The organism is Pseudomonas sp. P7548, from assembly GCF_013386585.1.
Taxonomy (GTDB): Bacteria; Pseudomonadota; Gammaproteobacteria; order Pseudomonadales; family Pseudomonadaceae; genus Aquipseudomonas.
The window spans coordinates 100571-121814 of the sequence record NZ_JACARO010000011.1 but is presented as its reverse complement, the minus strand read 5'-3'; the positions used below and the strand labels follow the sequence as shown (position 1 = coordinate 121814).

Genomic DNA, 21244 nt, shown 5'->3' with positions numbered 1-21244 from the left:
ACGTTTTCACAGCACCTTATCCAAGGTGATGGGAAAGTCCCGCACCCGCTTGCCAGTGGCGTGATACACCGCATTCGCCACTGCGGCTGCCACCCCGACAATGCCAATTTCGCCTACGCCCTTGGACCCAAGGGCGTTGACGATTTCGTCGTGTTCTTCGACAAAAACCACGTCTATGTCGCCGATATCGGCGTTCACCGGGATGTGGTACTCGGCCAGGCTGTGGTTCATATAGCGCCCGAGCTGATGATCGGTCTGGGTTTCTTCGTGCAGCGCCATGCCGATACCCCACACCACACCGCCGAGGATCTGGCTGCGCGCCATCTTCGGATTGACCACGCGCCCCGCCGCAATCGCGCTGACCACACGGCTCACCTTGATCGTGCCCAGGTCTTCATCCACACGCACCTCGACGAATACCGCCGAGTGAGTAGCGGTTGAATAACCTTCGCGCTTCTTGTCAGGTTCACTGTCGACCTGCACTTCCAGAGCGTCTTCGCCGCCGTCCTTGACCAGCTGCGCCAACGACACACTCACGTCGCGGGTATGGAGCTGGCCGCCTTCAAAACGGACTGTCTCGGCATCCTTGAACACGGGATAAGTCTGCCGGGCGATTTCCAGCAACTTGACGTTAAGCGCTTCACACGCCTGCTGCACCGCGGTCCCGACCGACGAAACGGTAAACGAGCCGCCCTGCAAAGGCGCGGTGGGCAACGATGAGTCACCGAGCAAAAAGCGGATATCGTCCATTGCCACGCCGCTGGTTTGCGCCGCAATTTGGGTCATCACGGTGTAGGTGCCGGTGCCGATATCCGTGGTGGCGCTGCTGACCGTCAGTTTGCCGTTAGCGTCGAGCCTTGCCTTGGCACTGGCCTTCATCTGCATCGCTTCCCACACGCCGCCGGCCATGCCCCAGCCGATCAACTGGCGGCCGTCGCGCATGCTGCGTGGCTCCGGGTTGCGCTGGCTCCAGCCGAAACGCTCGGCGCCTTCGCGGTAACACTCGCGCAAGGCCTTGCTGGACCAAGGCTTATCTTCGTTCTGATTGTGTTCGGCATAGTTGATCAGGCGCAGTTGCACGGGGTCGATGCCCAGCGCGCAGGCCAGCTCATCCATCGCACACTCCAGGCCGATCACACCGAGGGCGGCGCCGGGCGCGCGCATGTCCAGCGGCGTGTACACGTCCAGTGGCACCAGCTTGTAGGTCAACTGCATGTTGTCGCAGTGGTAGAGCATGCCGCTCCACTCCACCACGTGTTCGCTGAAATCCTCGAAACGTGAGGTTTGGCCAATCGCGGTGTGCCCAAGTGCCATCAACCGACCGTTGGCCGCCGCGCCCATCTGCAAACGCTGCAAGGTGCGCGGGCGATAACCGAAGGTGAACATCTGTTGACGGGTCAGCGTCACGCGCACCGAACGCTTGAGCGCCAGGGCCGCCATCACGGCCAACGGCAACTGATATTGCGGGCGCAATCCTGATCCAAATGCCCCGCCGACAAACGCGGCAAAAACCCGCACCTGGGTTTTATCCAGGCCGAAGACTTTTTGCACATAGGCCTGACAGTTTTGCGGGCCTTGGGTTTTGTCGTGGATATGCAACGTGCCATCGGACTGATAAAGCACGGTACTGGCATGGGGTTCCATGGGGTTGTGGTGTTCGATGGGCGTGCTGTAGTGCACGTCCAGGTGGACAGCGGCTGCGCTCCATTCGGCCTGGAAATTTCCGCGTGGCGCAGGCGGAGTTTGTGGCGACGGGTGCGCTTGTTCCTGCACGGCCAGCAAGTCGGTTTCGAAGGCTTTGGTGGCATACTCGATTTCCACCAAGGAGCCCGCATGCCGCGCCAGTTCCAGGTTATCAGCGATCACCAAGGCCAAGGGCTGGCCGCTGTACAACACGCGGTCGTTGTACAACGGACGAAACGCTGAGCCGTCGGCTGCATCGGCGTCAGCGAAAGCGTCATCGTAACTCGCAAGTTTCGGCCGGTTGAGGTGATCAAGCACCATGACCACGCCCGGCAATGCCAAGGCTTTGGCGGCATCGATGCGGGTCACTCGCCCTTTGGCAACGGTGCTGGACACTACGCTGCCATATAACAAGCCTTCTTCCGGGAACTCACCGGCATAACGCGCCTGACCAGTGACCTTGAGCAGACCGTCCACCCGGTCCAACGGTTTGCCAATAGCAGTCATGGCCGTGCTCCAGCGAGAGCGGCATCACTCAGGGCGCGAATAATCCCGCGGCGTGCCAGCTTGATCTTGAACGCGTTGTGCACCAACGGTTCGGCGTCTTGCAGCAGGGCGTCGGCGGCCGCGCTGAAAGTCTCACGGCTGACGACCTGGCCGATCAACCCCGTCTCCACCGCGCGGTCACGCCAGGGTTTATGCGCCACACCGCCAAGCGCCAGACGGGCATCGACGATGGTCTCGCCGTCCAGCTCAAGGGCGGCGGCTACCGACACCAGCGCAAACGCATAAGAGGCGCGGTCGCGAATCTTCAAGTAATGGCTGTGTTGGGCCAGTTGATCGGCTGGCAGCTCGATGGCCGTGATCAGTTCGTCGTCGGCCAACTGGTTATCGCGTTGCGGCGCGTCGCCGGGCAGGCGGTGAAAGTCAGCAAACTCGATGACCCGCGCGCCGCCACGCCCTTCAACATGTACCCGCGCCTCCAGCGCCGCCAAGGCGACGCACATGTCTGAAGGGTGAGTGGCCACACACTGGGCGCTGGCGCCGAGGATGGCGTGGATGCGATTCAAGCCGGTGCGCGCCGGGCAACCGCTGCCGGGCTCGCGCTTGTTGCACGGCACAGCGGCGTCATAGAAGTAATAGCACCGCGTGCGCTGCAACAGGTTGCCTCCGGTACTGGCCATGTTGCGCAATTGCGGCGAGGCCCCGGCGAGGATGGCTTGAGACAACAGTGGGTAACGCTGTTCGATCAGCGGGTGCCAGGCCAGGTCGGCGTTGCTGACCAATGCACCGATCATCACCCCGCCGTCGGCGGTCGCCTCCACGCCTTGAAGCGGCAGGCCGGTGATATCGATCAGGTGTTCGGGGCGGCTGATGTTTTCTTTCATCAGGTCCAACAAGTTAGTGCCGCCGGCAATGAAGCGCGAGGCGGCGCTGCTCAGGTGAACGGCCTCCTGTATGTCCACCGGCTTGCTGTAATGAAAGGGATTCATTGCTCACCTCCCAGTACAACCTCTTCGATGGCATCGCGAATATTGCTGTAGGCGCCGCAGCGGCAGAGGTTGCCACTCATCAATTCCTGGATTTGCGCAGGGGTGTGCGCACGGCCTTCATTGGCCAGGCCGACGGCGGAACAGAGTTGACCGGGGGTGCAATAGCCACACTGAAAGGCATCGTGTTTGATAAAGGCCCGCTGAATCGGATGGAGCACGTCGCCGCTGGCCAAACCCTCGACCGTCGTCAGCTCGGCGCCGTCGCACATCACCGCCAGGGTCAGGCAGGCATTCACCCGTTTGCCATCGCGCAACACGGTGCAGGCACCGCATTGGCCGTGGTCGCAGCCCTTTTTACTGCCAATCAGGTCCAGTTGTTCGCGTAGCAGGTCCAGCAGAGTGGTCCAGGGCAACACATCCAATTGGCGATCTTGACCGTTGAGGATCAGGCGTATCGGGTGGCTGGCGAACGGTCGAGCCGACGCGCCGTTGGGGGTTGCGCTCATAAACACCTCACGGGTTGGTGTACATCCGCGGCGTTCAGGAAAGTCGCCGTCTCAGGGGTACGACTTCCCGGGGTAATGAGCGTTCAAGGGGATTGATCAGCGGATATTGAGCAGCGTCTTCAAGGTGTTCTGCGGGCCGTTGATCGACGAGTTGCTGTACTCGAACCAACCGGGCGCTTCGACATTCAGGCTGAACACGTAGATGTAGCCCATCAGGGTGCCTGCGCCGTTGCACGCCTGGCTGATGTTGCCGACCTGGCAGATGGGCGTGCGTGTGCCGTCCAGCTCGGCACCGTCGAAACGGCCCATGGGGTTCTTGCCCAGGCCGACTTCCATCACCGAGACCCGGGTAGGCCCGCGGTGCGTGCACATCTGGGTGCTCTGTGCCCGTTCCGGGATGGTTTCAGTGCAAGCTGCCGACTCGACCTTGAACACGCGCACTTCGCTCAAGGCCGGTGCAGTCGCGCCCCACGCCGGTGCCGCACTTAGCCACAGGCTGATACTGGCGATCAGAGCTAGACTCCACGCGTTGGCTTTTTTCATGCTGGCAATGACCTTGAATTAAACGTCGGCGCAGTATGCCTCAAGGCCATGATCCGGAGCGATTGTTCAAGAGGCCCAGCCCATACACCATATGGCCTCGGCTGCTGGTATGATGCGCCGCTTTTTCCGATCCTCTCTGAAACCACAGGCGCTTGGCGCAGTTTGTGCTTTGACTTAGAGGTCAACAAATAACGACGCACAATAGCGTCACAGGGAGCCGGCATGCTGGAAAAGCTGTTTCAACTCAAGGCACACAACACCAACGTGCGCACCGAGATTCTCGCGGGGATCACGACATTTCTGGCCATGGCCTACATCCTGTTCGTGAACCCGAGCATCCTCGGCGAAACCGGCATGGACAAGGGTGCGGTGTTCGTCGCGACCTGCCTGGCGGCCGCCATCGGTTCGACCGTGATGGGCCTGATTGCCAACTACCCGATCGCCCTGGCGCCGGGCATGGGCCTCAACGCCTTCTTTACCTACACCGTGGTCCTGCACATGGGCCATACCTGGCAAGTGGCGCTGGGCGCGGTGTTCATTTCGGCGGTGCTGTTCTTCCTGCTGTCGATCTTCCGCATCCGTGAGTGGATCATCAACAGCATCCCCCTGCCCCTGCGTTCGGCGATTGCCGCCGGTATCGGCCTGTTCCTGGCGCTGATCGCCCTGCACAACGCCGGCATCGTGGTGAGCAACCCGGCCACCATGGTCGGCCTGGGCGACCTGAAGCAACCGGCGCCGATCCTGGCCACCCTCGGTTTCGCGCTGATCGTCGCGCTGGAAGCCCTGGCCGTGCGCGGTGCGGTGCTGATCGGCATTCTGGCAGTGACCATCGTCTCCATCGCCCTGGGCTTCACCCCGTTCGGCGGCGTGACCTCGATGCCACCGTCCCTGGCCCCGACCTTCCTGCAACTGGATATCAAAGGCGCGCTGGATATCGGCCTGGTCAGCGTGATCTTCGCCTTCCTGTTCGTCGACCTGTTTGATAACTCCGGCACCCTGATCGGCGTCGCCAAGCGCGCCGGCCTGATGGGCAAGGACGGCCACATGCCGAAAATGGGCCGTGCGCTGATCGCCGACAGCACCGCCGCCATGGCCGGTTCCCTGCTGGGCACCTCGACCACCACCAGCTACATTGAATCCGCCGCAGGCGTGAGCGCCGGTGGCCGTACTGGCCTGACCGCCATCGTGGTCGCGATCCTGTTCCTGCTGGCGCTGTTCTTCTCGCCACTGGCCGCCAGCGTGCCGGCCTTCGCCACTGCCCCGGCGCTGCTGTTCGTGGCCGTGCTGATGACCTCGGGCCTGGCCGAAATCGACTGGGACGACATCACCGTTGCCGCGCCGGTGGTGATCACCGCCCTGGCAATGCCATTCACTTACTCCATCGCCAACGGCATCGCCTTCGGTTTCATCGCCTGGACCGCTATCAAGCTGCTTTCGGGCCGCTACCGTGAGCTGAACCCGGCACTGGTGATCCTGTCGATCCTGTTCGTGATCAAGCTGGGCTGGTTCAACGCATGACTTTTGACGCCGCAAGCTACACCGCTCAACTGCAAGACAAGGTCACGCGCTTGCGTGACCTGTTGGCACCGTTCGACGCACCCGAGCCGCAGGTATTCGACTCGCCACTGCAGCACTTCCGCCTGCGTGCGGAGTTCCGTCTGTGGCGCGAAGGCGGTGATCGCCACTACGCGATGTTTTCGCAAGACGACAAGCGCACGCCGATCCTGATCGAAGAATTCCCGATTGCCAGCCTGCGTATCAACCAGTTGATGCCGCAACTCAAGGCCGCCTGGCAAGCCAGCGCCGCCCTGAGCCACAAGCTGTTCCAGGTGGAGTTCCTCACCACCCTGGCCGGCGACGCGATGATCACCCTGTGCTACCACCGCCCGCTGGACGAGCACTGGCACACCGCCGCGAACCAGCTGGCGGCGGACTTGAACGTGAGCATCATTGGCCGCTCCAAGGGCAAACGCGATGTGATCGGCCACGACTACGTGGTGGAAAAGCTCGACGTGGGCGGTCGCACCTTCAGCTATCGCCAACCCGAGGGCGCCTTCACCCAGCCCAACGGCACGGTGAACCAGAAGATGCTCAACTGGGCGTACGAAGCCTTGGGCGATCGCCCGGATGATTTGCTCGAGCTGTATTGCGGCAACGGCAACTTCACCCTGCCGCTGGCCACCCGCGTGCGCAAGGTACTGGCCACCGAGATCAGCAAGACCTCGGTCAACGCAGCCTTGAGCAACCTTGATGAGAACGCCGTGGATAACGTCACCCTGGTGCGCCTGTCTGCCGAAGAACTCACCGAGGCGCTCAATGAAGTGCGCCCGTTCCGTCGCCTGCACGGCATTGATCTGAAGAGTTACGAGTTCGGCAGTGTCTTCGTCGACCCGCCGCGCGCCGGCATGGACCCGGACACCTGCGAACTGACCCGCCGCTTCGACAACATCCTGTACATCTCCTGCAACCCGGAGACGTTGGCGGCGAACATTGCGCAACTGCACGACACGCACAAGATCACCCAGTGCGCGATGTTTGACCAGTTCCCGTGGACGCACCACATGGAATCCGGCGTGCTGCTGACCCGCCGATAAACCTGTGAACACCACGGATTAAAAATGTGGGAGCGGGCTTGCTCGCGAATGCAGAGTGTCAGTCACTAGAGATATTGACAGAACCACCGCATTCGCGAGCAAGCCCGCTCCCACATTGGTTCTGTGCTCTGACAAAGATCGCAATCAGGCAGAGGGTTGGAAATACCCCGCCAACGCTCGCAAGTCCTGCTCGCTGAGCAACCCCGCGTAATACTTCAATTGAATCCTTGCCAGCAAGTACGCATGCCGCGCATCCGCCAAGTCGCGGCGGGCGGTGAAGAGCTGTTGCTCGGCGTCGAGCACATCAAGGTTCACCCGCTCACCTCCGCTGACGCTCTTCTTGGTCGCCGCAACCAGCGCCGTGGCCGAGCGGACGGCCATCTCATACGCCCGCACTTTCGCCGCACCGCTGGTGTTGAGGTTGAACTGCTTGCGCAATTCGACCAGCGTGGAAGAGGTTTGCGCATCCAACTGGTACTGGGCCTGTGACAACTGGTTCGCCGCCTGGCGCGTGGACGCCGACACCGAACCACCGGCAAACAGCGGCAGGCTGACCTGAATGCCCACGCTGTTGGTGTCGTATTTCTGGTTGTAGCTGCTTTCTGAATCGGAGCTGGTCTGGCGGCTGCTGGCGTACAGGCTGACCTTGGGCAGATGGCCCGCGCGCTTGCGCTCCACTTCATAGGCCGCCACGTCCAGCGCATGGTGCTGGGATTTAAGTTCCGGGTTGTTGGCCATGGCCATTTCGCGCCAGGTTTCGAAGCGGTTGGGCTCAAGCGGCGGGATATCGAACTGGCGGGTCAGGGGCGCCAGCGCTTCGATCTGCAACGGCTGGCCGACGATGGCTTCCAGTTCGCGCAAGGCGCTGTCCTGGGCATCCAGCGATTCGATCTCTTCGGCCTGGGCCAGGCTCAGGCGCGCTTGGGTTTCCAGCACGTCGGTGCGCGTACCTTCACCGCCCTTGAGCAAACGCTCATTGAGTTGCAGGCGCTCGGCAAACGCGCGTTTCTGTGCACGACTCAACTCGATGCGTTCCTGCGCCAGCAACGCCTGGCTGTAGGCATTGAGCACGCGCACCGCCAATTCCTGGCTCTTGCCGCGAAAGCGCTCATCGGCCATCAACGCCTGGGCCGTGCCCTGGCGAAAACGCGCGTAGGCTTCGTAATCCAGCAACGGTTGCTGCAGGGTGAGGGTCGAGGCGTAGCTGCGGTAATCGCGGTCGCTGGTGGTGTTGCCCGCCGTCACTTCCGATTCATTGCGCGAATTGTTGTAGCTCCACGACAGGTTCGGCAGCAGCGCCGAACGGCCGATCACGCGGTTCTCTTCACCGGCTTCACGCTCCTGGATGGCCGCCTGAAAGGTCGGGTCATTGCGCAGCGCCAAATCGTAGGCGTCCAGCAAACCCAAGGCGTTTGCCGCCGAGGTGCAACCGAAACACAAAGTAAACAACAGCGCCTTCATTCTTCCACCAGGGCCATATGGGTGCGATCGAGCAGGGGTTTGAACAAGTAGTTGAGCATCGAGCGCTCACCGGTCTTGACGAAGGTTTCCACCGGCATGCCCGGGCGGATCTGCACGCCATCGAGCTGTTGCATACCGGCAGCGCTCACCTGGGCGCGCAGCGTGTAGTAAGGCTCATCGGTGCGTTCATCGACCTGGCGGTCCGCCGACACCAGCGTCACTTCGCCCGCGATCCGCGGCGTGGTGGCCTGGTTGAAGGCCGAGAACAGCAGCTCCACGGGTAAGCCCGGATGCACCTTGTCGATCATCTGCACCGGCACGCGCGCCTCCACCAGCAACGGTTCGCCTTGGGGCACGATGTCCATCAGCGCCTGGCCGGGCTTGATCACGCCGCCCTCGGTGTACACGTCCAGTCCCACCACCACGCCGGACGCAGGCGCCCGCACCAAACTGTTGGCCAGCTCGAACTCGGCCGACGCCAGGCGATTGCGCAGGTCATCGCTGCGGGTGCGGGTGTCGGCCAGCTGGCTGCGCAGGTCTTTCTGGAAGTCTTCGCCGAGCTGGCGAATGCGCAGGCGCAGTTCGAGCACCTGGCGCTGCAATTGGCCGATGCGGCCATAGTCCTCGGCGATGGTGCCGTCGATCTGCGCGTACAGGCGCTCGCTGTCGAGCAGGCGATTGCGCGGGATATAGCCATCCCGGGCCAGTTCGCGCAGGCCGTGCAGTTGCTCGTTCAGGGCGGCGCGCTGCTGGACTTTGCTGGCTTGGGAATCCCGTGTGCCGCGCAGCTGTGCCTCGGCACCGGCGATGGTTTCGCGCAGGCCTTGTTGCTCGGTGGCCAACGCCTGGGCGCGGCTGTTGAACAACTGCCGTTGCAGGCTCAAGGTGCCTGTGGCGTCGGGGTCGTTGAGCAACTCCGGACCGAAGTTGATGGCCGGCAGCCCCTCGCTTTCGGCACTCAACCGCGCCTCACTGGCCAGGGACGCCAGGTACTGGCTGCGCAGCGACTGCATCTGCCCGCGCAACGGCGTTTCCTTCAAGCGCAACAGCACCTGGCCGGCGCTGACGACGTCACCGTCGCGCACCTCGATACGCTCGACGATCCCACCGGCCGGGTGCTGCACGGTCTTGCGATGCCCCGAGACCATGACCTTGCCGGACACCGCCACACCCTTGTCCAACGGCGCCAGCGCGGCCCAGCCGATAAACCCGACGAACCCGCCCAGCACCAGCCACCAGCCCAGGCGCGCGTACTTTTTGTCGTCCAGCGCCAGCACGTTGTGGGGCTGGTCGCTCACCAGCATCGGTTTGCCCTGGCTCATGCCTGTTTTCCTTCACCGAGTCGGTAACTCATGCTCATGGTCGACACCGGTTTGGTCACCGGTGCGGCTTGTTTTTGACGTGCTTCCAGCACCCGTGCTGTCGGGCCGAAGGCTTGCAGCTGGCCGTCCTTGAGCATCAGCAGTTGGTCGGTGAGGGTCAGCACGTTGGCTTTGTGGGTGATCAACACCAGGGTGCGTCGCTGCTGCTTGAGCTGGGCGATGGCCTGGAGCAACGCTTGCTCGCCCGCTTCATCGAGGTTGGCGTTGGGCTCGTCCAGCACGATCAGCGCGGGCAGGCCGTACAGCGCCCGCGCCAGGGCCACGCGTTGTTTCTGGCCACCGGACAAGCCGGCACCGCCCTCCCCCAGCACGGTGTCGTAGCCCTGGGGCAACTGCAGGATCAGCTCGTGCACGCCGGCCATTTGCGCGGCGGCGAGCACGTTGTCCGCTTCAACCTCGGCAAACCGCGCGATGTTCTGCGCGATGCTGCCGGCGAACAACTGGATGTCCTGGGGCAGGTAGCCGATGTGCGGGCCCAGTTGCTGTTTGTCCCACAGGGTCAGGTCGGCGCCGTCCAGCCGCACCTTGCCGGCCAGAGGTGCCCAGGCGCCTACCAGCACCCGCGCCAGGGTGGACTTGCCACAGCCCGATGGGCCGATCACCCCGAGCACTTCGCCCGCCGGCAGGCTGAACCCCAAATTGTTCAAGGCAGGGCGGCGACTACCGGGGGCGGATGCGCTGAGCTGCTCTACCGTCAGTTGACCCTTGGGCACCGGCAAGTGCATGCGCGCCGGGCGTGCAGGGTTGGCCGCCAGCATCTGCGACAAGCGCTCATAGGCCAGGCGCGCCGACCCCCATTGCTTCCACACGCCGATCAACTGGTCGATCGGGCTGAGCACCCGCCCCATCAGGATCGACCCGGCAATCATCATCCCCGGGGTGATATCGCCCTGTACCGCCAGCAACGCGCCCAACCCCAACACTAGCGACTGCAACGCCAGGCGCACGCCCTTGGACCAGGCGGTGACGGCGGCGGTCTTTTCGCTGGCCAGGTTCTGCTGGGCCAGAAACGCCTGGTGCTGGTCGAACCAACGGCCGCGCAACGTGGCGAGCATGCCCATGGCTTCGATGGTGTCGGCATTGCGCAGGTTGGCCGTGGCCTGCTGGCTGGCACTGATGGACAGCTGACTGGCCAGGGCCATCGGCGCCTGGCTGACGTGGTGGTTGATCCAGGCGAGTGCGATCAGGATCACCGCGCCGCCCAGGGCCAGCACGCCCAGCCAGGGGTGGAACAGGAAAATCACCAGCAGGTACACGGGGAACCACGGCGCATCGAAAAACGCGAACAGCGCCTGGCCGGTGGCGAACTGGCGCAGCGTGGTCAGGTCATTCAGCGCCTGGCCCGCCGCCTGGGGGCTGCCCTTGAGTTGCGCTTCGAACGCGGCGTCGTAGACCCGCTGGTTCAAGCGCATGTCCATTTGCGTGCCCAAGCGGATCACCACCTGGCTGCGCACCCATTCCAACGCGCCCATCAGGCCGAACAGGCCGAGGATCATCAGCGTCAGCATCAACAGGGTCATCTGATTGCCCGACGCCAGCACCCGGTCGTACACCTGCAGCATGTACAGCGCCGGGGCGAGCATCAGCAGGTTGATCACCGCCGAGAACAGGCCGATGTTGAAGAAGCCACTTTTATAGGCCGTGAGGGCGGCCAGGGTTTCGTTGCCGGCGTGGCGCATCTGGGGAGTCTCGAAGGGTTGAGCGGGCAGCGTCGCCGCGTTGACAGGCGATACGACGCTGCGCAGAATTCGGCACCGCCGCCGCCGAAGAATTAGAAGGCTTGGCGACAGCGGTGTGTCATGCGGCGAATGGGCGAGCGATCCCCCATTCGCTTTTTTCATGCAGCGGGGGTTCAGGCCGCCAGGGCGAAGTCCTGAGGGACGTCTTGCACGCCGACCAGCGCGACGTCGGCAGTGGCCACCGAGGCGGCGTGGCTGGCCAAGGTGGAAGCGACGTGGTCGAAGGTGTCGGCGGTGGACAGGCCGTAGTCATCCAGCAGGTTGTTGAGCACGGTTTCCAGCGCAGTAGTGTTGCCCTGCATCAGGCCGTAGATCACGCTTTGGACTTCGTTGCCGGTGCGGCCCGCGCCTTCGGCGGCGAACAGGTCGAGACCGTTGAAAGCCACCTTGTAGGCGCTGAGGTCGAAATCACTGCCGTTGCCGCCGGTCAGGCCGGTGCCCAGCTCGACGTTATCCAGGTTGCCCCACAAGTAGTGGTTCTGGTTGCTGCTGGCAGGCAGCAGCGGGTTGAACACGTAGTGCAGGCCGTTGCTGGTGTTGCTGTCGGCGATAAACGCGTAGTCGGAGTTGTTGGCGCCATGAGTCGAATACTGATCGCCACTGAAGGTGCCGTTGCTGAAACCGCCCGTGTTACCGGTGCCATGGCCTGCCGTGGCAAAACCAAGAGCCCAGTCCGACAGGTAGTCAGACAGCGAAGTAGTGCCCAGGTACGACTCGTAGCTAACAGAAATAGTCATCACTAAACCTCGTTATAAACAGCGCTAGTATCAGTACGCAGATGCGCACTTTTTGCCCAACCCTGGGCAAAACCTTGGTTGATCCGGTGCCTCGGCCTCGGTATCAGAATTTGTATTCGAGCATCCCGCTCAACGTCCGCCCGCGCGCCAGGCTGAGGTTGTTGGCATCGCCCATGGCGACGAAGTAGGCCTCGTCGGTGGCGTTCTCCAGTGCCAGGGCGATGTTCAATTGATCAGTCATCCAGTAACTGGCGTAAAAGTCATAGACGGTGTATTTGGGCCACATGGCCTGGTCGATGAACTGATAGCCCTGGTTATTCAGGTTTTCCCCATTACCGGAGCTATAGCGAACCCGCACACCGGTATCCAGGCGTTTGTCCAGAAAGCGCGCGCCCAGCGTCAGCGATCCACGGTCAGCCGGGGTGTAGGTGGCATTGCCCATGATGCGGCCGCAGCTTTCCTTGGCATTGGCGACGTCGTCGTCCAGCACTTCATACCGCGTGACCGGACGGAAGCCGATGGTGCCGTTCGGGCGCGTGAACTGCTCGATCACGGTGGTGGTAGGCCCGGCCTTCTTGGCACCGCCCATGTAGTAGTTCTTCGAACAGAACTCGTTGCTGCCGATCATGTGGGTGTAGCTGAGGTTGGTGTAGGCACGCCCCATGTCGTAGTTGAACTGGTATTCAAGGCCCCGGAACCGCGTGTCATTGAGGTTATTGGTGTAGGCCATGATCCCGTTGAACCCGCCGACGGAGGTTTCCGGCAGACTCACGCTGGTATTGAGGAAGGTAAAGTTCTCAATCTTGGTATCGAAGTACGCCACTTTGATGCCCAACCGGTCGTCGTTGAAGAACAACGATTCCTTGAACACATTCATCCCCACTTCCCAATCACGGGACTCCTCAGGCTTGAGGTAAGGGTTGGGGAATACCCGCTCGCCCGAACCGCCACCGTGGGGGCGGCCGGTCATGAAGGTTTCGGTGACGGCCGGCGGACGCCAGCCCTTGCCCCAGCGGGTATAGAGTTGCAGCCAGTCGACCCCGGGCTTGATGCCGAGACCAAACGTTGGCGAAAAGCGCCCTTCCTCACGGTCGATGTCGAAAATGTCCTCGACGCGCCGGGCTGGCGTGCTGCTGGTGTAAAAACGATCACGCTTGTAGAGCGTCATCCCAGTAACGCCTTCCAGCCGGTAGCGGTCGTAACGCAGCCCCGCATCCACGGTCAGCCAATCGTCGTATTCGTATTGAAGGTTGTTGAACAGACTGGCAATGGTGCGCTTACCTTCCGGGTCGGCACTGGGGGTGTAGGGCAATGACCCGGTCGCGAGAACGTTGCTCGACTCGACTTTATTGGTACTGGGTTTGAAGGTGTCCTGATACATCTCCAGACCATAGTTCCAACTCAAGTGCCCGCCTCTGCCCAGGTCAAAGCGCGAGGTGTTTTCCCCTTGCAGGCCCCAGGTGTCGGTCTGGAAGTGGTCGGTGTAGGGCGCGAAGTAGTTGCCCGAACTCAGCGACGCCACATTGGGCGCATTGGCCCGGTCCAGTTGGGTGGTGACGTAATAGAGCTTGGCCTTCAGATCAATCAGCGGGTTATCCGGGCTGTAGCTGTAGTCCAACGCGACGTTTTTTGCGTTGAGGTTGTTTTTGCTGGTGCGCAGGTAATAGGTGCTCAGCAGGTCATCGGCGATGTAGCCCCATGAATCGTTGCTGTCAGTGTCACTTTCCAGGTAGCTCAGCTGCACGCGCTGGTCATTGGGCAGGTTCAGGCCGAACTTGACGATCTGCGAGCGGGTCACGCTGCCGGTGTCGCCGACTTCGCTGTTGAGCCAGTCATCAAAGGCTACGGGGGCATATTTACGGGCACGCATGTTGGTGCCGAGGTTTTGGTCGTTGTGCTTGCCGCCGTGGTAGTTGCCGAAGTGGCGCTCGCTGTAGCCGAGCATCACGTCGCCGCGCTCATCACCAAAGGCGAACACGCCGCTGCCGTTGAAGTCGGTGCCATTCCCCAATTTGCCGATGCCACTGCCCGCGCGCAAACGTCCGCCGTACTCCTTGCCATCCTTGAGAAACTCGCTGGCCTCCAGGGTCTTGAACGAGGCAATGCCGCCCAACACCGCCGCGCCGCCCTGCCCCGACTGGCTGCCCTTGTCGATCTGAACGCTGGAGATGAACTCCGGGTCGATCAGCAGGGTGCCGTTGCGTTGCTGGTGGCCGTTGACGTTGAAGTTCTGGCGCATGCCGTCGATGTTCATGTTCACGCGGCCGTAGTCCTGCACGCCACGGATGTTCACCGACAGGCCGGGGTCGCGCTGGTCGACGGCGGTGTACACGCCGGCCGTTTCTTCGAGCATGTCGGCGGCGTGACGGGGCGGGCGTTTATCGATCATGTCACGGCTGATCACCGCCACGGACTTTGGGCTCTGGTACACCCAATCGCTCGCCTGGCCATGGGTGCCGCCGGTGATGGTGGTGGTGCCTACGGTGATAGCGTTGTCATGGTCGGTGGCAACCCGGTTGAGGGTGACTTGGCGCTCGCCGGTGAAGCGGTACTCCACGGGTGCGCCACCCAGCAGGCGACCGAGGCCTTCCTGCACGCTGAAGTGGCCTTTGAGCGCGGTGCTGCTCAAGCCTTGCAGGCGCTGGCTGTCGAACAACACTTGCAGGCCGGCCTGGTCGGCGAACGCCAGCACGGCACTGCCCAGGGATTGCGCAGGAATATCGAACATCAGCACGGCGGGCTGTGCTGCACCTGCCGGAGGTTGCGCGGCATACACCGGGGCCGCTGTGGCGAGCACCCCCAAGTGAATGGCCAGGGCCAACCGGCTACCGGTGATGCGCCCCTTGGTGAATGCTGACATTTCTGGTTTTCCCTGCACTGAGCGTTTTTGTTTATGCGAATGCTTCTCACCTAGCAAGACGTACGAGGCGCAGGAACTCAGTAAGGTTTTTTTGAAAGTTTTTAATCGAAGGGAATTTCAAGGAGCACAGCCCCTTTGTAGGAGCCGGCTTGCCGGCGATGGCGTCAGCGAGATCACCACCGCCCGCAGAGAAATCAATAAATCAGGCTAAAACCCGCCAGGTCCAAGCGTTGCACTTGAAGTTCCTGGGTCAAGGTCCCGAGGGCCGTATCGAGCATGTCGAGACGGAACACTCCGCTGACTTCACGCTCGCCCAAGGCGGCGTCGGTCAACACCACCCGCCCGGGACGATAGCGATTGAGCTGCTCGACCACCTTGGCCAACGGCAGCCGGTCGAAAATCAGCACACCCCGCCGCCAACTGGTGGCACGTTCCACGTCGAACTGATCCAGCGGCGCCACGCCCTCCTGCGGGTTGTAACGCGCCGCTTGGCCTTCCTTGAGCACGCGTTCGGCCGGGCCTTGACGAGGTGGCGCCTGCATCGAGACTTCGACGCTGTGCTGCAACACCCCGACCCAGGCTTGCCGGTCATCCTCACGCGTCACCACAAACCGCGTGCCAAGCGCCCGGGTTTGCGCGCCGGCGCTTTGCACCACGAAGGGCCGCGTTTCCGGGCCCACCCTCGGTGCCACGTCAAAAATCGCCGAGCCCTGGATCAGGCTGACACGCCGTTGCACACCGTCGTAATCCAGGCGGATCGCGCTGCTGGAGTCCAGCTCCACCGTGCTGCCATCGGCCAGGTGCACGGTGCGCACTTCACCTTTTTGCGTCACGTAGTCTGCCTGCAGGCGCAGCAACGCATCCGGCCCGCGCACCCAGCCCACGCCCGCCACCACCACGACCAGCGCCACCGCGGCCGCACGCTGCCATGGCCTGCGCCGCTTGGACCGACGCACCGGCAACGTTGCCGCCACCGGATGCTGACGGTGTACGGGCTCATCCTTGTAGACCTCACCCAACGCCGCCCAGGTCTGTTCGGCAAAGCGCAGCGCCGCTTCGTGGCGGCTGTCGCAGGCGATCCAATGTTGCAGCTCGGCCTGCTCCTGTTCGGTCAGGGCACCGGCGTGCAGGCGCACCGCCCATTCGGCCGCCGCCTCGGTAATGCTGTGCTGTTGCGGACCCTGGCTATTCACGTGTGCATCTCGAATTTTTCGTTATGTAACGCTGTGACGTCTGACCCAGTGCATTTCGGTAACTCATTCGTCGGATGGCGCCCCCTCGCCTTCCTGCAAACGCTGCATCACGTAGGCCAAGGCCTTGGCCAAGTGCTTCTGCACGGAGCTGTCGGAGATATCCAGGTGCCGGGCCACCTGGGCGTGGGTCATGCCTTCGATGCGGTTGAGACGGAAGATCTGCTGGGTGCGTTCCGGTAATTCCGCCAGTGCCTGCTTCAATGCCAGTCGCTGTTGCTGCGCCATTGCCTGAGCCTCCAACCCGGCCACTTCATCTTCAATCTCGGCCAGCGCCTCATGGGGCACGGAGTCTGTCTTGCGCCGCGCTTCCTGGCGAATATGGTCGATCAGCAGATTGCTCGCCGTTCGATAGAGATAGCCCTGGGAATTGTCGATACGCTCGCCGGCCGGTTTTTCCGCCAGACGCAGGAAGCTCTCCTGCACCAGGTCTGCGGCCAACTGCGGGTCCCGTACCTTGCGCGCCAGATACCCGCGCAGGGTATCGGCATGCTTGAGAAACAGGCCTTTGAGATCCACGTCCGACAAACCGACTCCCTGGAATGTTAAGGAAACAGGCGGGCATAGTAAGCGTTGTCGAGAATGATTTTCAATTGATATCTAATCTGATTCTGGTGTGGGAACCCTCTGAATATCGGTTCGATAATCGAACACATCCGCCGCGATCAATTGACCAAATTAACCATTCAGTACATTTTATCTCCACAACTAACAAGAACAGTGGAGATCCCCTTATGCCGCCTATCGTGCTGGTGCTCAACGGCCCCAACCTCAACCTGCTCGGCACCCGCGAGCCCGCCACCTACGGCCATGAAACCCTGGCTGACATCGCCGCGCTGTGTGGGCGCAGTGCGGAAAAACTCGGGCTGAAGATCGAATTTCGCCAGACCAACCACGAAGGTGAACTACTCGACTGGATCCACAGCGCCCGCGCCCGCTGCGCCGGCATCGTGATCAACCCGGCCGCCTGGACCCACACCTCAGTGGCCATCCGCGACGCGCTGGTGGCCAGTGAAGTGCCGGTGATCGAAGTGCATTTATCCAACGTGCATGCGCGTGAAGCGTTCCGGCACCACTCCTTTGTTTCGCCGATCGCCAAGGCCGTGCTGGCCGGGTTCGGCAGCCATGGTTATCACCTGGCCCTGGAACATTTCAGCCACACCTTGAAAGGGTGAGCCCGATGAAACCGCGCATCCTCGCCGGCCTGATCGGCGCCGGTATCCAGGCCTCCCGCACGCCCGCGCTGCATGAACAGGAAGGTGACGCCCAGGGCATGCGCTACCTGTATCGCCTGATCGACCTGGAACCCCTGCACCTGAACATCAACGCCCTGCCCGACCTGCTCGACGCCGCCGAACTGATGCACTTCACCGGGTTGAACATTACCTACCCGTGCAAGCAGGCCATTCTGCCGCTGCTGGATGAGCTGTCTGACGAGGCGCGCGGCATTGGCGCGGTCAATACGGTGGTGTTCAGGGAGGGCAAACGCATCGGCCACAACACCGACTGCCTGGGTTTCGCCGAGGGTTTTCGCAGAAACCTGAGTGATGTGGCACGCCAACGCGTGGTGCAGATGGGTGCTGGCGGTGCAGGTGCGGCGGTGGCCCATGCGCTGCTGGCCGAGGGTGTGGAACAGTTGAGTATTTTTGACGTGGACCCCAGCCGTGCCCGCGACCTTGTGGATAACCTCGCCCAGCGCTTCGGTGCCGGGCGTGCGCAGGTGGGCAGCCATCTGGAAAACGCCATGGCCGAGGCCGATGGTTTGGTGAACACCACGCCGATGGGCATGGCCAAACTGCCGGGCACACCGGTGCCGTCAAGTCTGTTACGCGCCGAGTTGTGGGTGGCGGAAATTGTGTATTTCCCGTTGGAAACCGAGCTGCTGCGTGATGCCCGTGCCCTGGGTTGCCGCACGCTGGATGGCGGCAACATGGCGGTGTTTCAGGCGGTGAAGGCGTTTGAGTTGTTCAGTGGTGAAGTGCCGGATGCCGACAGGATGCTGGCGCACTTCCAAAGCATGAATAGCTAATTGGCAAAACGAAGATCCGAAATGTGGGAGCGGGCTTGCTCGCGAATGCGGTTTGTCAGTCAGCATATGCTGTGAATGACACACCGCATTCGCGAGCAAGCCCGCTCCCACATTTCGATTGCATTTCAGCCTTAAGCACCGTGCGCTCTCACGCCTGCAGGTAACGCATCACCGACTCACAAATCATGTCCCGATGCCGCTGCTTGACCGCCTCATCCGACAATTCAATCTGAAAGATCTCACTGAACGTATGACGGTTGGACACCCGGTAAAAGCTGAATGAGTTGATCAGCAGGTGCACGTCCAGCGGCTCCAGTCCTGCGCGGAACACACCCATCTCGGCCCCGCGCTGCAAAGTTGCGCCCAACGCTTCAAGGATGTTGCTGTTCATCGCCTTGATCGCGTCCGAACGCTTCACGTACTCGGCATTGTGGATATTTTCGATGCTCACGATGCGCACGAAATCCACGTTCTGGTCATGGTGATCAAAGGTGAACTCCACCAGCCGGCGAATCGCCTCGCGCGGCTCCAGCGCCGTGAGGTTCATGCGGGTTTCGGTGTTGCGGATATCGCCGTAGAGCTTCTCCAGCACCTCGACGTACAACTGCTCCTTGCTGCCGAAGTAGTAATAGATCATGCGCTTGGAGGTGTGGATACGTTCGGCGATCGCATCCACGCGAGCGCCAGACAAACCCTGCTGGACAAACTCGACAATGGCTTCCTGGAGAATGTTTTCGCGGGTCTTTTCCGGGTTGTTCTTACGACTCTTGCGCGGTGCGTCTGACACTGCGGGGAGTTCGGGACTCGAGGTCATGGTGCGCTCACGGCCATTGTTATGCAGGCGCTGATTATGGGCCGCGATGCTTCCCGAAGGAAGCACCTGGCCAGCCCTTATAAACGCGCTTGGCGCACCGCACCGCTGCGGGACTTGGCCATGGCCGCCAGGCGCACGGCCACGTTGGCCGCGCCGTAGCCGGCATAGCCGCCCTTGCGCTGGATGATCTCGAAGAAAAACCGCCCTTCGAACGGCTCGGTGTACACATGAAACAACTCGCCGCCCTGGGCGTCGCGGTCGTACAACACGTTGTAGTACGCCAGTTCGCTGAGGAATTCATCGTCAAAATCAAAGCGCGCCGCGAGGTCGTCGTAGTAATTGAGCGGGATATCCAGCAGAGGCACGCCCGACTCTTTGGCCCGACGTACTTCGGCGAAAATGTCCGCGCAATCGAAGGCAATGTGATGCACGCCCGAGCCGCGATAGCTCGACAGCGCGTGGGAAATCGCCGTGTTGCGGTTCTCGGAAATATTCAGCGGCAGGCGGATCGAGCTGCAACGGCTGCGCAGCGCACGGCTTTTCACCAAACCGTAAGGGTCGGGCAGCACCACTTCATCATCGGCCTCGAAATCCAGCAGGCTCTTGTAGAACAGCACCCAGCTGTCGAGGCTGTCAGCCGGCAGGGCCATGGCCATATGGTCGATGCGCAGCAGGCCGCCGCTGGAGGCCGTCGCCGGTTGCAGGTTGAAGTCGGTGTCGTACAGCGAACCTTCGGACGGGTCCACCAGATAAATCAGGCTGCCATCCGGCGCACGCACCGCTGCCAACTCCAGCTCGTTGGGCCCCACCAGCCCGCGATACGGCTGGCCTTTGTAGGCCACCGCGCGCGCCAGGGCCTTGGCGCTATCCTTGACTCGAATCGCCGTGGCGCACAACGACGGCCCGTGGGCCTCGAAAAAATTGTGGGCGAAAGAATACGGCTCGCAGTTGAGGATCAAGTTGATATCGCCCTGTCGCAACAAGCTCACGCTCTTGGAACGGTGCTGCCCGGCCTTGACGAAACCCAGGCGCTCCAGCCATTGCGTCAGCTTCGCACCCAGGCTTTCATCCACGGCAAATTCAAGGAACTCGATGCCGTCGTAGTCGCTGGCAGCCGGGGTTTCAAACAGGATGTCCGCCGGCGTGGCTGGTTGCTCCTGCGCCAGGCGTTCGCGGGTCTTTTCTTCCAGGTACAGCAGCGAGCGCAAACCATCCGCCGCATTCGCCCGCGTCGGTGCTGCGCGGAAGCCGTCGTTGAAAATCTCCAGGGACAACGGCCCGGTGTAGCCACTCTGGATGATCGGTGCGAGGAAGCCCGCCAGGTCGAATTCGCCCTGCCCGGGGAAGCAGCGAAAATGCCGGCTCCACTCCAGCACGTCCATGGCCAGGATCGGCGCGTCGGCCATTTGCACAAAGAAAATCTTGTCGCCGGGTATCTGGGCGATGCCACTCGGGTCGCCCTTGAGCGACAAGGTGTGGAAGCTGTCGAGCAACACCCCCAGGCTCGGGTGATCGACCTGGCGCACCAGGTTCCACACCTGCTGCCAGGTGTTCACGTGCTTGCCCCAGGCCAGCGCCTCATAGCCGATGCGCAAGCCTCGACGACCGGCGTGCTCGGCCAGCAGGCTGAGGTCATCGAGTAAAATGCGTTCGTCGCCCACCGAATCCGCCGAGGCATTGCTGCACACCAGCACCAGGTCGGTGCCTAGCTCCTGCATCAGGTCGAACTTGCGTTCGGCGCGTTCCAGGTTGCGCGCCAGGCGGTCGCGGCGGCACCCTTCGAAGTCACGGAAGGGTTGGAACAAGGTGATGGCAATGCCCAGGTCAGCGCACATCTGCCTAACTTCCCGGGGGCTGCCGTCGTAATACAACAAGTCATTTTCGAAGATCTCGACGCCGTCAAACCCGGCGGCGGCAATGGCTTCGAGCTTTTCCGGCAGGGTGCCGCTCAAGGAAACGGTGGCAATGGAACGTTGCATGGGGCGACTCCCGGCAATTGTTATTTACGGCAAATTATTGGCCCCAGCTTTACACACAGCAATTAAAATGTACGAACCGGTTAGTTTTTGGTGCGATTATCGAACACTATGCCCCTTTGGCGAATTGACGATTTTTTAACCGCTGCGCACCATCGATTCAGCAACAAGACCCAG

General features: G+C 61.9%; 17 protein-coding genes. 4 read left to right on the top strand and 13 right to left on the bottom strand.

Going from position 1 to position 21244, the window contains the following annotated elements; genetic code table 11:
• Positions 1–6 precede the first annotated feature (6 nt).
• From HX803_RS05340 to HX803_RS05325, 4 genes are all read right to left on the bottom strand, one after another.
• The gene (locus HX803_RS05340) at positions 7–2190 is read right to left on the bottom strand and encodes a xanthine dehydrogenase family protein molybdopterin-binding subunit (RefSeq protein WP_178919480.1); all 2184 of its coding nucleotides are present in this window, start codon (positions 2188–2190) and stop codon (positions 7–9) included.
• Positions 2187–3176: a xanthine dehydrogenase family protein subunit M gene (locus tag HX803_RS05335; RefSeq protein WP_178919478.1), complete on the bottom strand. Its 990-nt coding sequence runs from the start codon at positions 3174–3176 to the stop codon at positions 2187–2189. The genes HX803_RS05340 and HX803_RS05335 overlap by 4 nt, the downstream gene beginning before the upstream one ends.
• Positions 3173–3682 carry a (2Fe-2S)-binding protein gene (locus HX803_RS05330; protein WP_178919476.1) on the bottom strand — a complete coding sequence of 170 codons (510 nt, stop codon included), beginning with the start codon at positions 3680–3682 and terminating at the stop codon, positions 3173–3175. The genes HX803_RS05335 and HX803_RS05330 overlap by 4 nt, the downstream gene beginning before the upstream one ends.
• A 96-nt stretch (positions 3683–3778) precedes the next feature.
• The gene (locus HX803_RS05325) at positions 3779–4225 is read right to left on the bottom strand and encodes a DUF4879 domain-containing protein (protein WP_178919474.1); all 447 of its coding nucleotides are present in this window, start codon (positions 4223–4225) and stop codon (positions 3779–3781) included.
• Positions 4226–4447: 222 nt separating this feature from the next.
• Between HX803_RS05325 and HX803_RS05320 the strand changes: the two genes are divergently transcribed.
• Together HX803_RS05320 and trmA are read left to right on the top strand one after the other, a co-directional pair.
• Positions 4448–5743, top strand: a complete 1296-nt coding sequence (locus HX803_RS05320) for an NCS2 family permease (RefSeq protein ID WP_025858939.1) — start codon at positions 4448–4450, stop codon at positions 5741–5743.
• Positions 5740–6819, top strand: coding sequence for a tRNA (uridine(54)-C5)-methyltransferase TrmA (trmA, locus tag HX803_RS05315; RefSeq protein ID WP_178919473.1), 1080 nt, complete (start codon positions 5740–5742; stop codon positions 6817–6819). Before HX803_RS05320 ends, trmA begins: the two co-directional genes overlap by 4 nt.
• Positions 6820–6963: 144 nt before the next feature.
• Here the strand turns inward: trmA and HX803_RS05310 are convergent, their stop codons facing one another.
• The 7 genes from HX803_RS05310 to HX803_RS05280 form a co-directional block, all read right to left on the bottom strand.
• The gene (locus tag HX803_RS05310; protein ID WP_178919472.1) at positions 6964–8280 is read right to left on the bottom strand and encodes a TolC family outer membrane protein; all 1317 of its coding nucleotides are present in this window, start codon (positions 8278–8280) and stop codon (positions 6964–6966) included.
• Positions 8277–9602, bottom strand: coding sequence for an HlyD family type I secretion periplasmic adaptor subunit (locus HX803_RS05305; RefSeq protein WP_178919471.1), 1326 nt, complete (start codon positions 9600–9602; stop codon positions 8277–8279). Before HX803_RS05305 ends, HX803_RS05310 begins: the two co-directional genes overlap by 4 nt.
• The gene (locus HX803_RS05300; protein ID WP_178919470.1) at positions 9599–11341 is read right to left on the bottom strand and encodes a type I secretion system permease/ATPase; all 1743 of its coding nucleotides are present in this window, start codon (positions 11339–11341) and stop codon (positions 9599–9601) included. The genes HX803_RS05305 and HX803_RS05300 overlap by 4 nt, the downstream gene beginning before the upstream one ends.
• Positions 11342–11514: 173 nt before the next feature.
• A complete protein-coding gene (locus HX803_RS05295) occupies positions 11515–12138 on the bottom strand; it encodes a heme acquisition protein HasA (RefSeq protein ID WP_178919469.1) in 624 nt (207 codons plus the stop codon).
• A gap of 103 nt (positions 12139–12241) precedes the next feature.
• A complete protein-coding gene (locus HX803_RS05290; protein ID WP_178919468.1) occupies positions 12242–14998 on the bottom strand; it encodes a TonB-dependent receptor in 2757 nt (918 codons plus the stop codon).
• Between the two features lie 194 nt (positions 14999–15192).
• Entirely contained in the window at positions 15193–16191 is a 999-nt protein-coding gene (locus HX803_RS05285; protein ID WP_178919467.1) for a FecR family protein, read from the bottom strand.
• Between the two features lie 63 nt (positions 16192–16254).
• A complete protein-coding gene (locus HX803_RS05280; protein WP_178919466.1) occupies positions 16255–16776 on the bottom strand; it encodes an RNA polymerase sigma factor in 522 nt (173 codons plus the stop codon).
• A 206-nt stretch (positions 16777–16982) separates the two neighbouring features.
• Between HX803_RS05280 and aroQ the strand changes: the two genes are divergently transcribed.
• Positions 16983–17423 carry a type II 3-dehydroquinate dehydratase gene (aroQ, locus tag HX803_RS05275; protein WP_106579308.1) on the top strand — a complete coding sequence of 147 codons (441 nt, stop codon included), beginning with the start codon at positions 16983–16985 and terminating at the stop codon, positions 17421–17423.
• A gap of 5 nt (positions 17424–17428) precedes the next feature.
• Entirely contained in the window at positions 17429–18277 is an 849-nt protein-coding gene (locus HX803_RS05270) for a shikimate dehydrogenase (protein WP_178919464.1), read from the top strand.
• A 148-nt stretch (positions 18278–18425) separates the two neighbouring features.
• On the opposite strand, the gene HX803_RS05265 is transcribed toward HX803_RS05270, so the two are convergent.
• Positions 18426–19091 (bottom strand): TetR/AcrR family transcriptional regulator, encoded by a 666-nt coding sequence (locus tag HX803_RS05265; protein ID WP_178919462.1) that lies wholly within the window; start codon positions 19089–19091, stop codon positions 18426–18428.
• Between the two features lie 77 nt (positions 19092–19168).
• Positions 19169–21070: a 3-dehydroshikimate dehydratase QuiC gene (gene quiC, locus HX803_RS05260; protein ID WP_178919460.1), complete on the bottom strand. Its 1902-nt coding sequence runs from the start codon at positions 21068–21070 to the stop codon at positions 19169–19171.
• Positions 21071–21244 lie beyond the last annotated feature (174 nt).

Bases quoted from the DNA above. Each gene is read 5' to 3' on its own strand.
- HX803_RS05325 (WP_178919474.1), bottom strand. From the start codon at position 4,225: ATGAAAAAAGCCAACGCGTGGAGTCTAGCTCTGATCGCCAGTATCAGC.
- HX803_RS05265 (WP_178919462.1), bottom strand. From the start codon at position 19,091: ATGACCTCGAGTCCCGAACTCCCCGCAGTGTCAGACGCACCGCGCAAG.
- aroQ (WP_106579308.1), top strand. From the start codon at position 16,983: ATGCCGCCTATCGTGCTGGTGCTCAACGGCCCCAACCTCAACCTGCTC.
- HX803_RS05270 (WP_178919464.1), top strand. From the start codon at position 17,429: ATGAAACCGCGCATCCTCGCCGGCCTGATCGGCGCCGGTATCCAGGCC.
- HX803_RS05295 (WP_178919469.1), bottom strand. From the start codon at position 12,138: ATGACTATTTCTGTTAGCTACGAGTCGTACCTGGGCACTACTTCGCTG.
- quiC (WP_178919460.1), bottom strand. From the start codon at position 21,070: ATGCAACGTTCCATTGCCACCGTTTCCTTGAGCGGCACCCTGCCGGAA.
- HX803_RS05340 (WP_178919480.1), bottom strand. From the start codon at position 2,190: ATGACTGCTATTGGCAAACCGTTGGACCGGGTGGACGGTCTGCTCAAG.
- HX803_RS05310 (WP_178919472.1), bottom strand. From the start codon at position 8,280: ATGAAGGCGCTGTTGTTTACTTTGTGTTTCGGTTGCACCTCGGCGGCA.
- HX803_RS05305 (WP_178919471.1), bottom strand. From the start codon at position 9,602: ATGAGCCAGGGCAAACCGATGCTGGTGAGCGACCAGCCCCACAACGTG.
- HX803_RS05320 (WP_025858939.1), top strand. From the start codon at position 4,448: ATGCTGGAAAAGCTGTTTCAACTCAAGGCACACAACACCAACGTGCGC.
- HX803_RS05300 (WP_178919470.1), bottom strand. From the start codon at position 11,341: ATGCGCCACGCCGGCAACGAAACCCTGGCCGCCCTCACGGCCTATAAA.
- HX803_RS05330 (WP_178919476.1), bottom strand. From the start codon at position 3,682: ATGAGCGCAACCCCCAACGGCGCGTCGGCTCGACCGTTCGCCAGCCAC.
- HX803_RS05290 (WP_178919468.1), bottom strand. From the start codon at position 14,998: ATGTCAGCATTCACCAAGGGGCGCATCACCGGTAGCCGGTTGGCCCTG.
- HX803_RS05335 (WP_178919478.1), bottom strand. From the start codon at position 3,176: ATGAATCCCTTTCATTACAGCAAGCCGGTGGACATACAGGAGGCCGTT.
- trmA (WP_178919473.1), top strand. From the start codon at position 5,740: ATGACTTTTGACGCCGCAAGCTACACCGCTCAACTGCAAGACAAGGTC.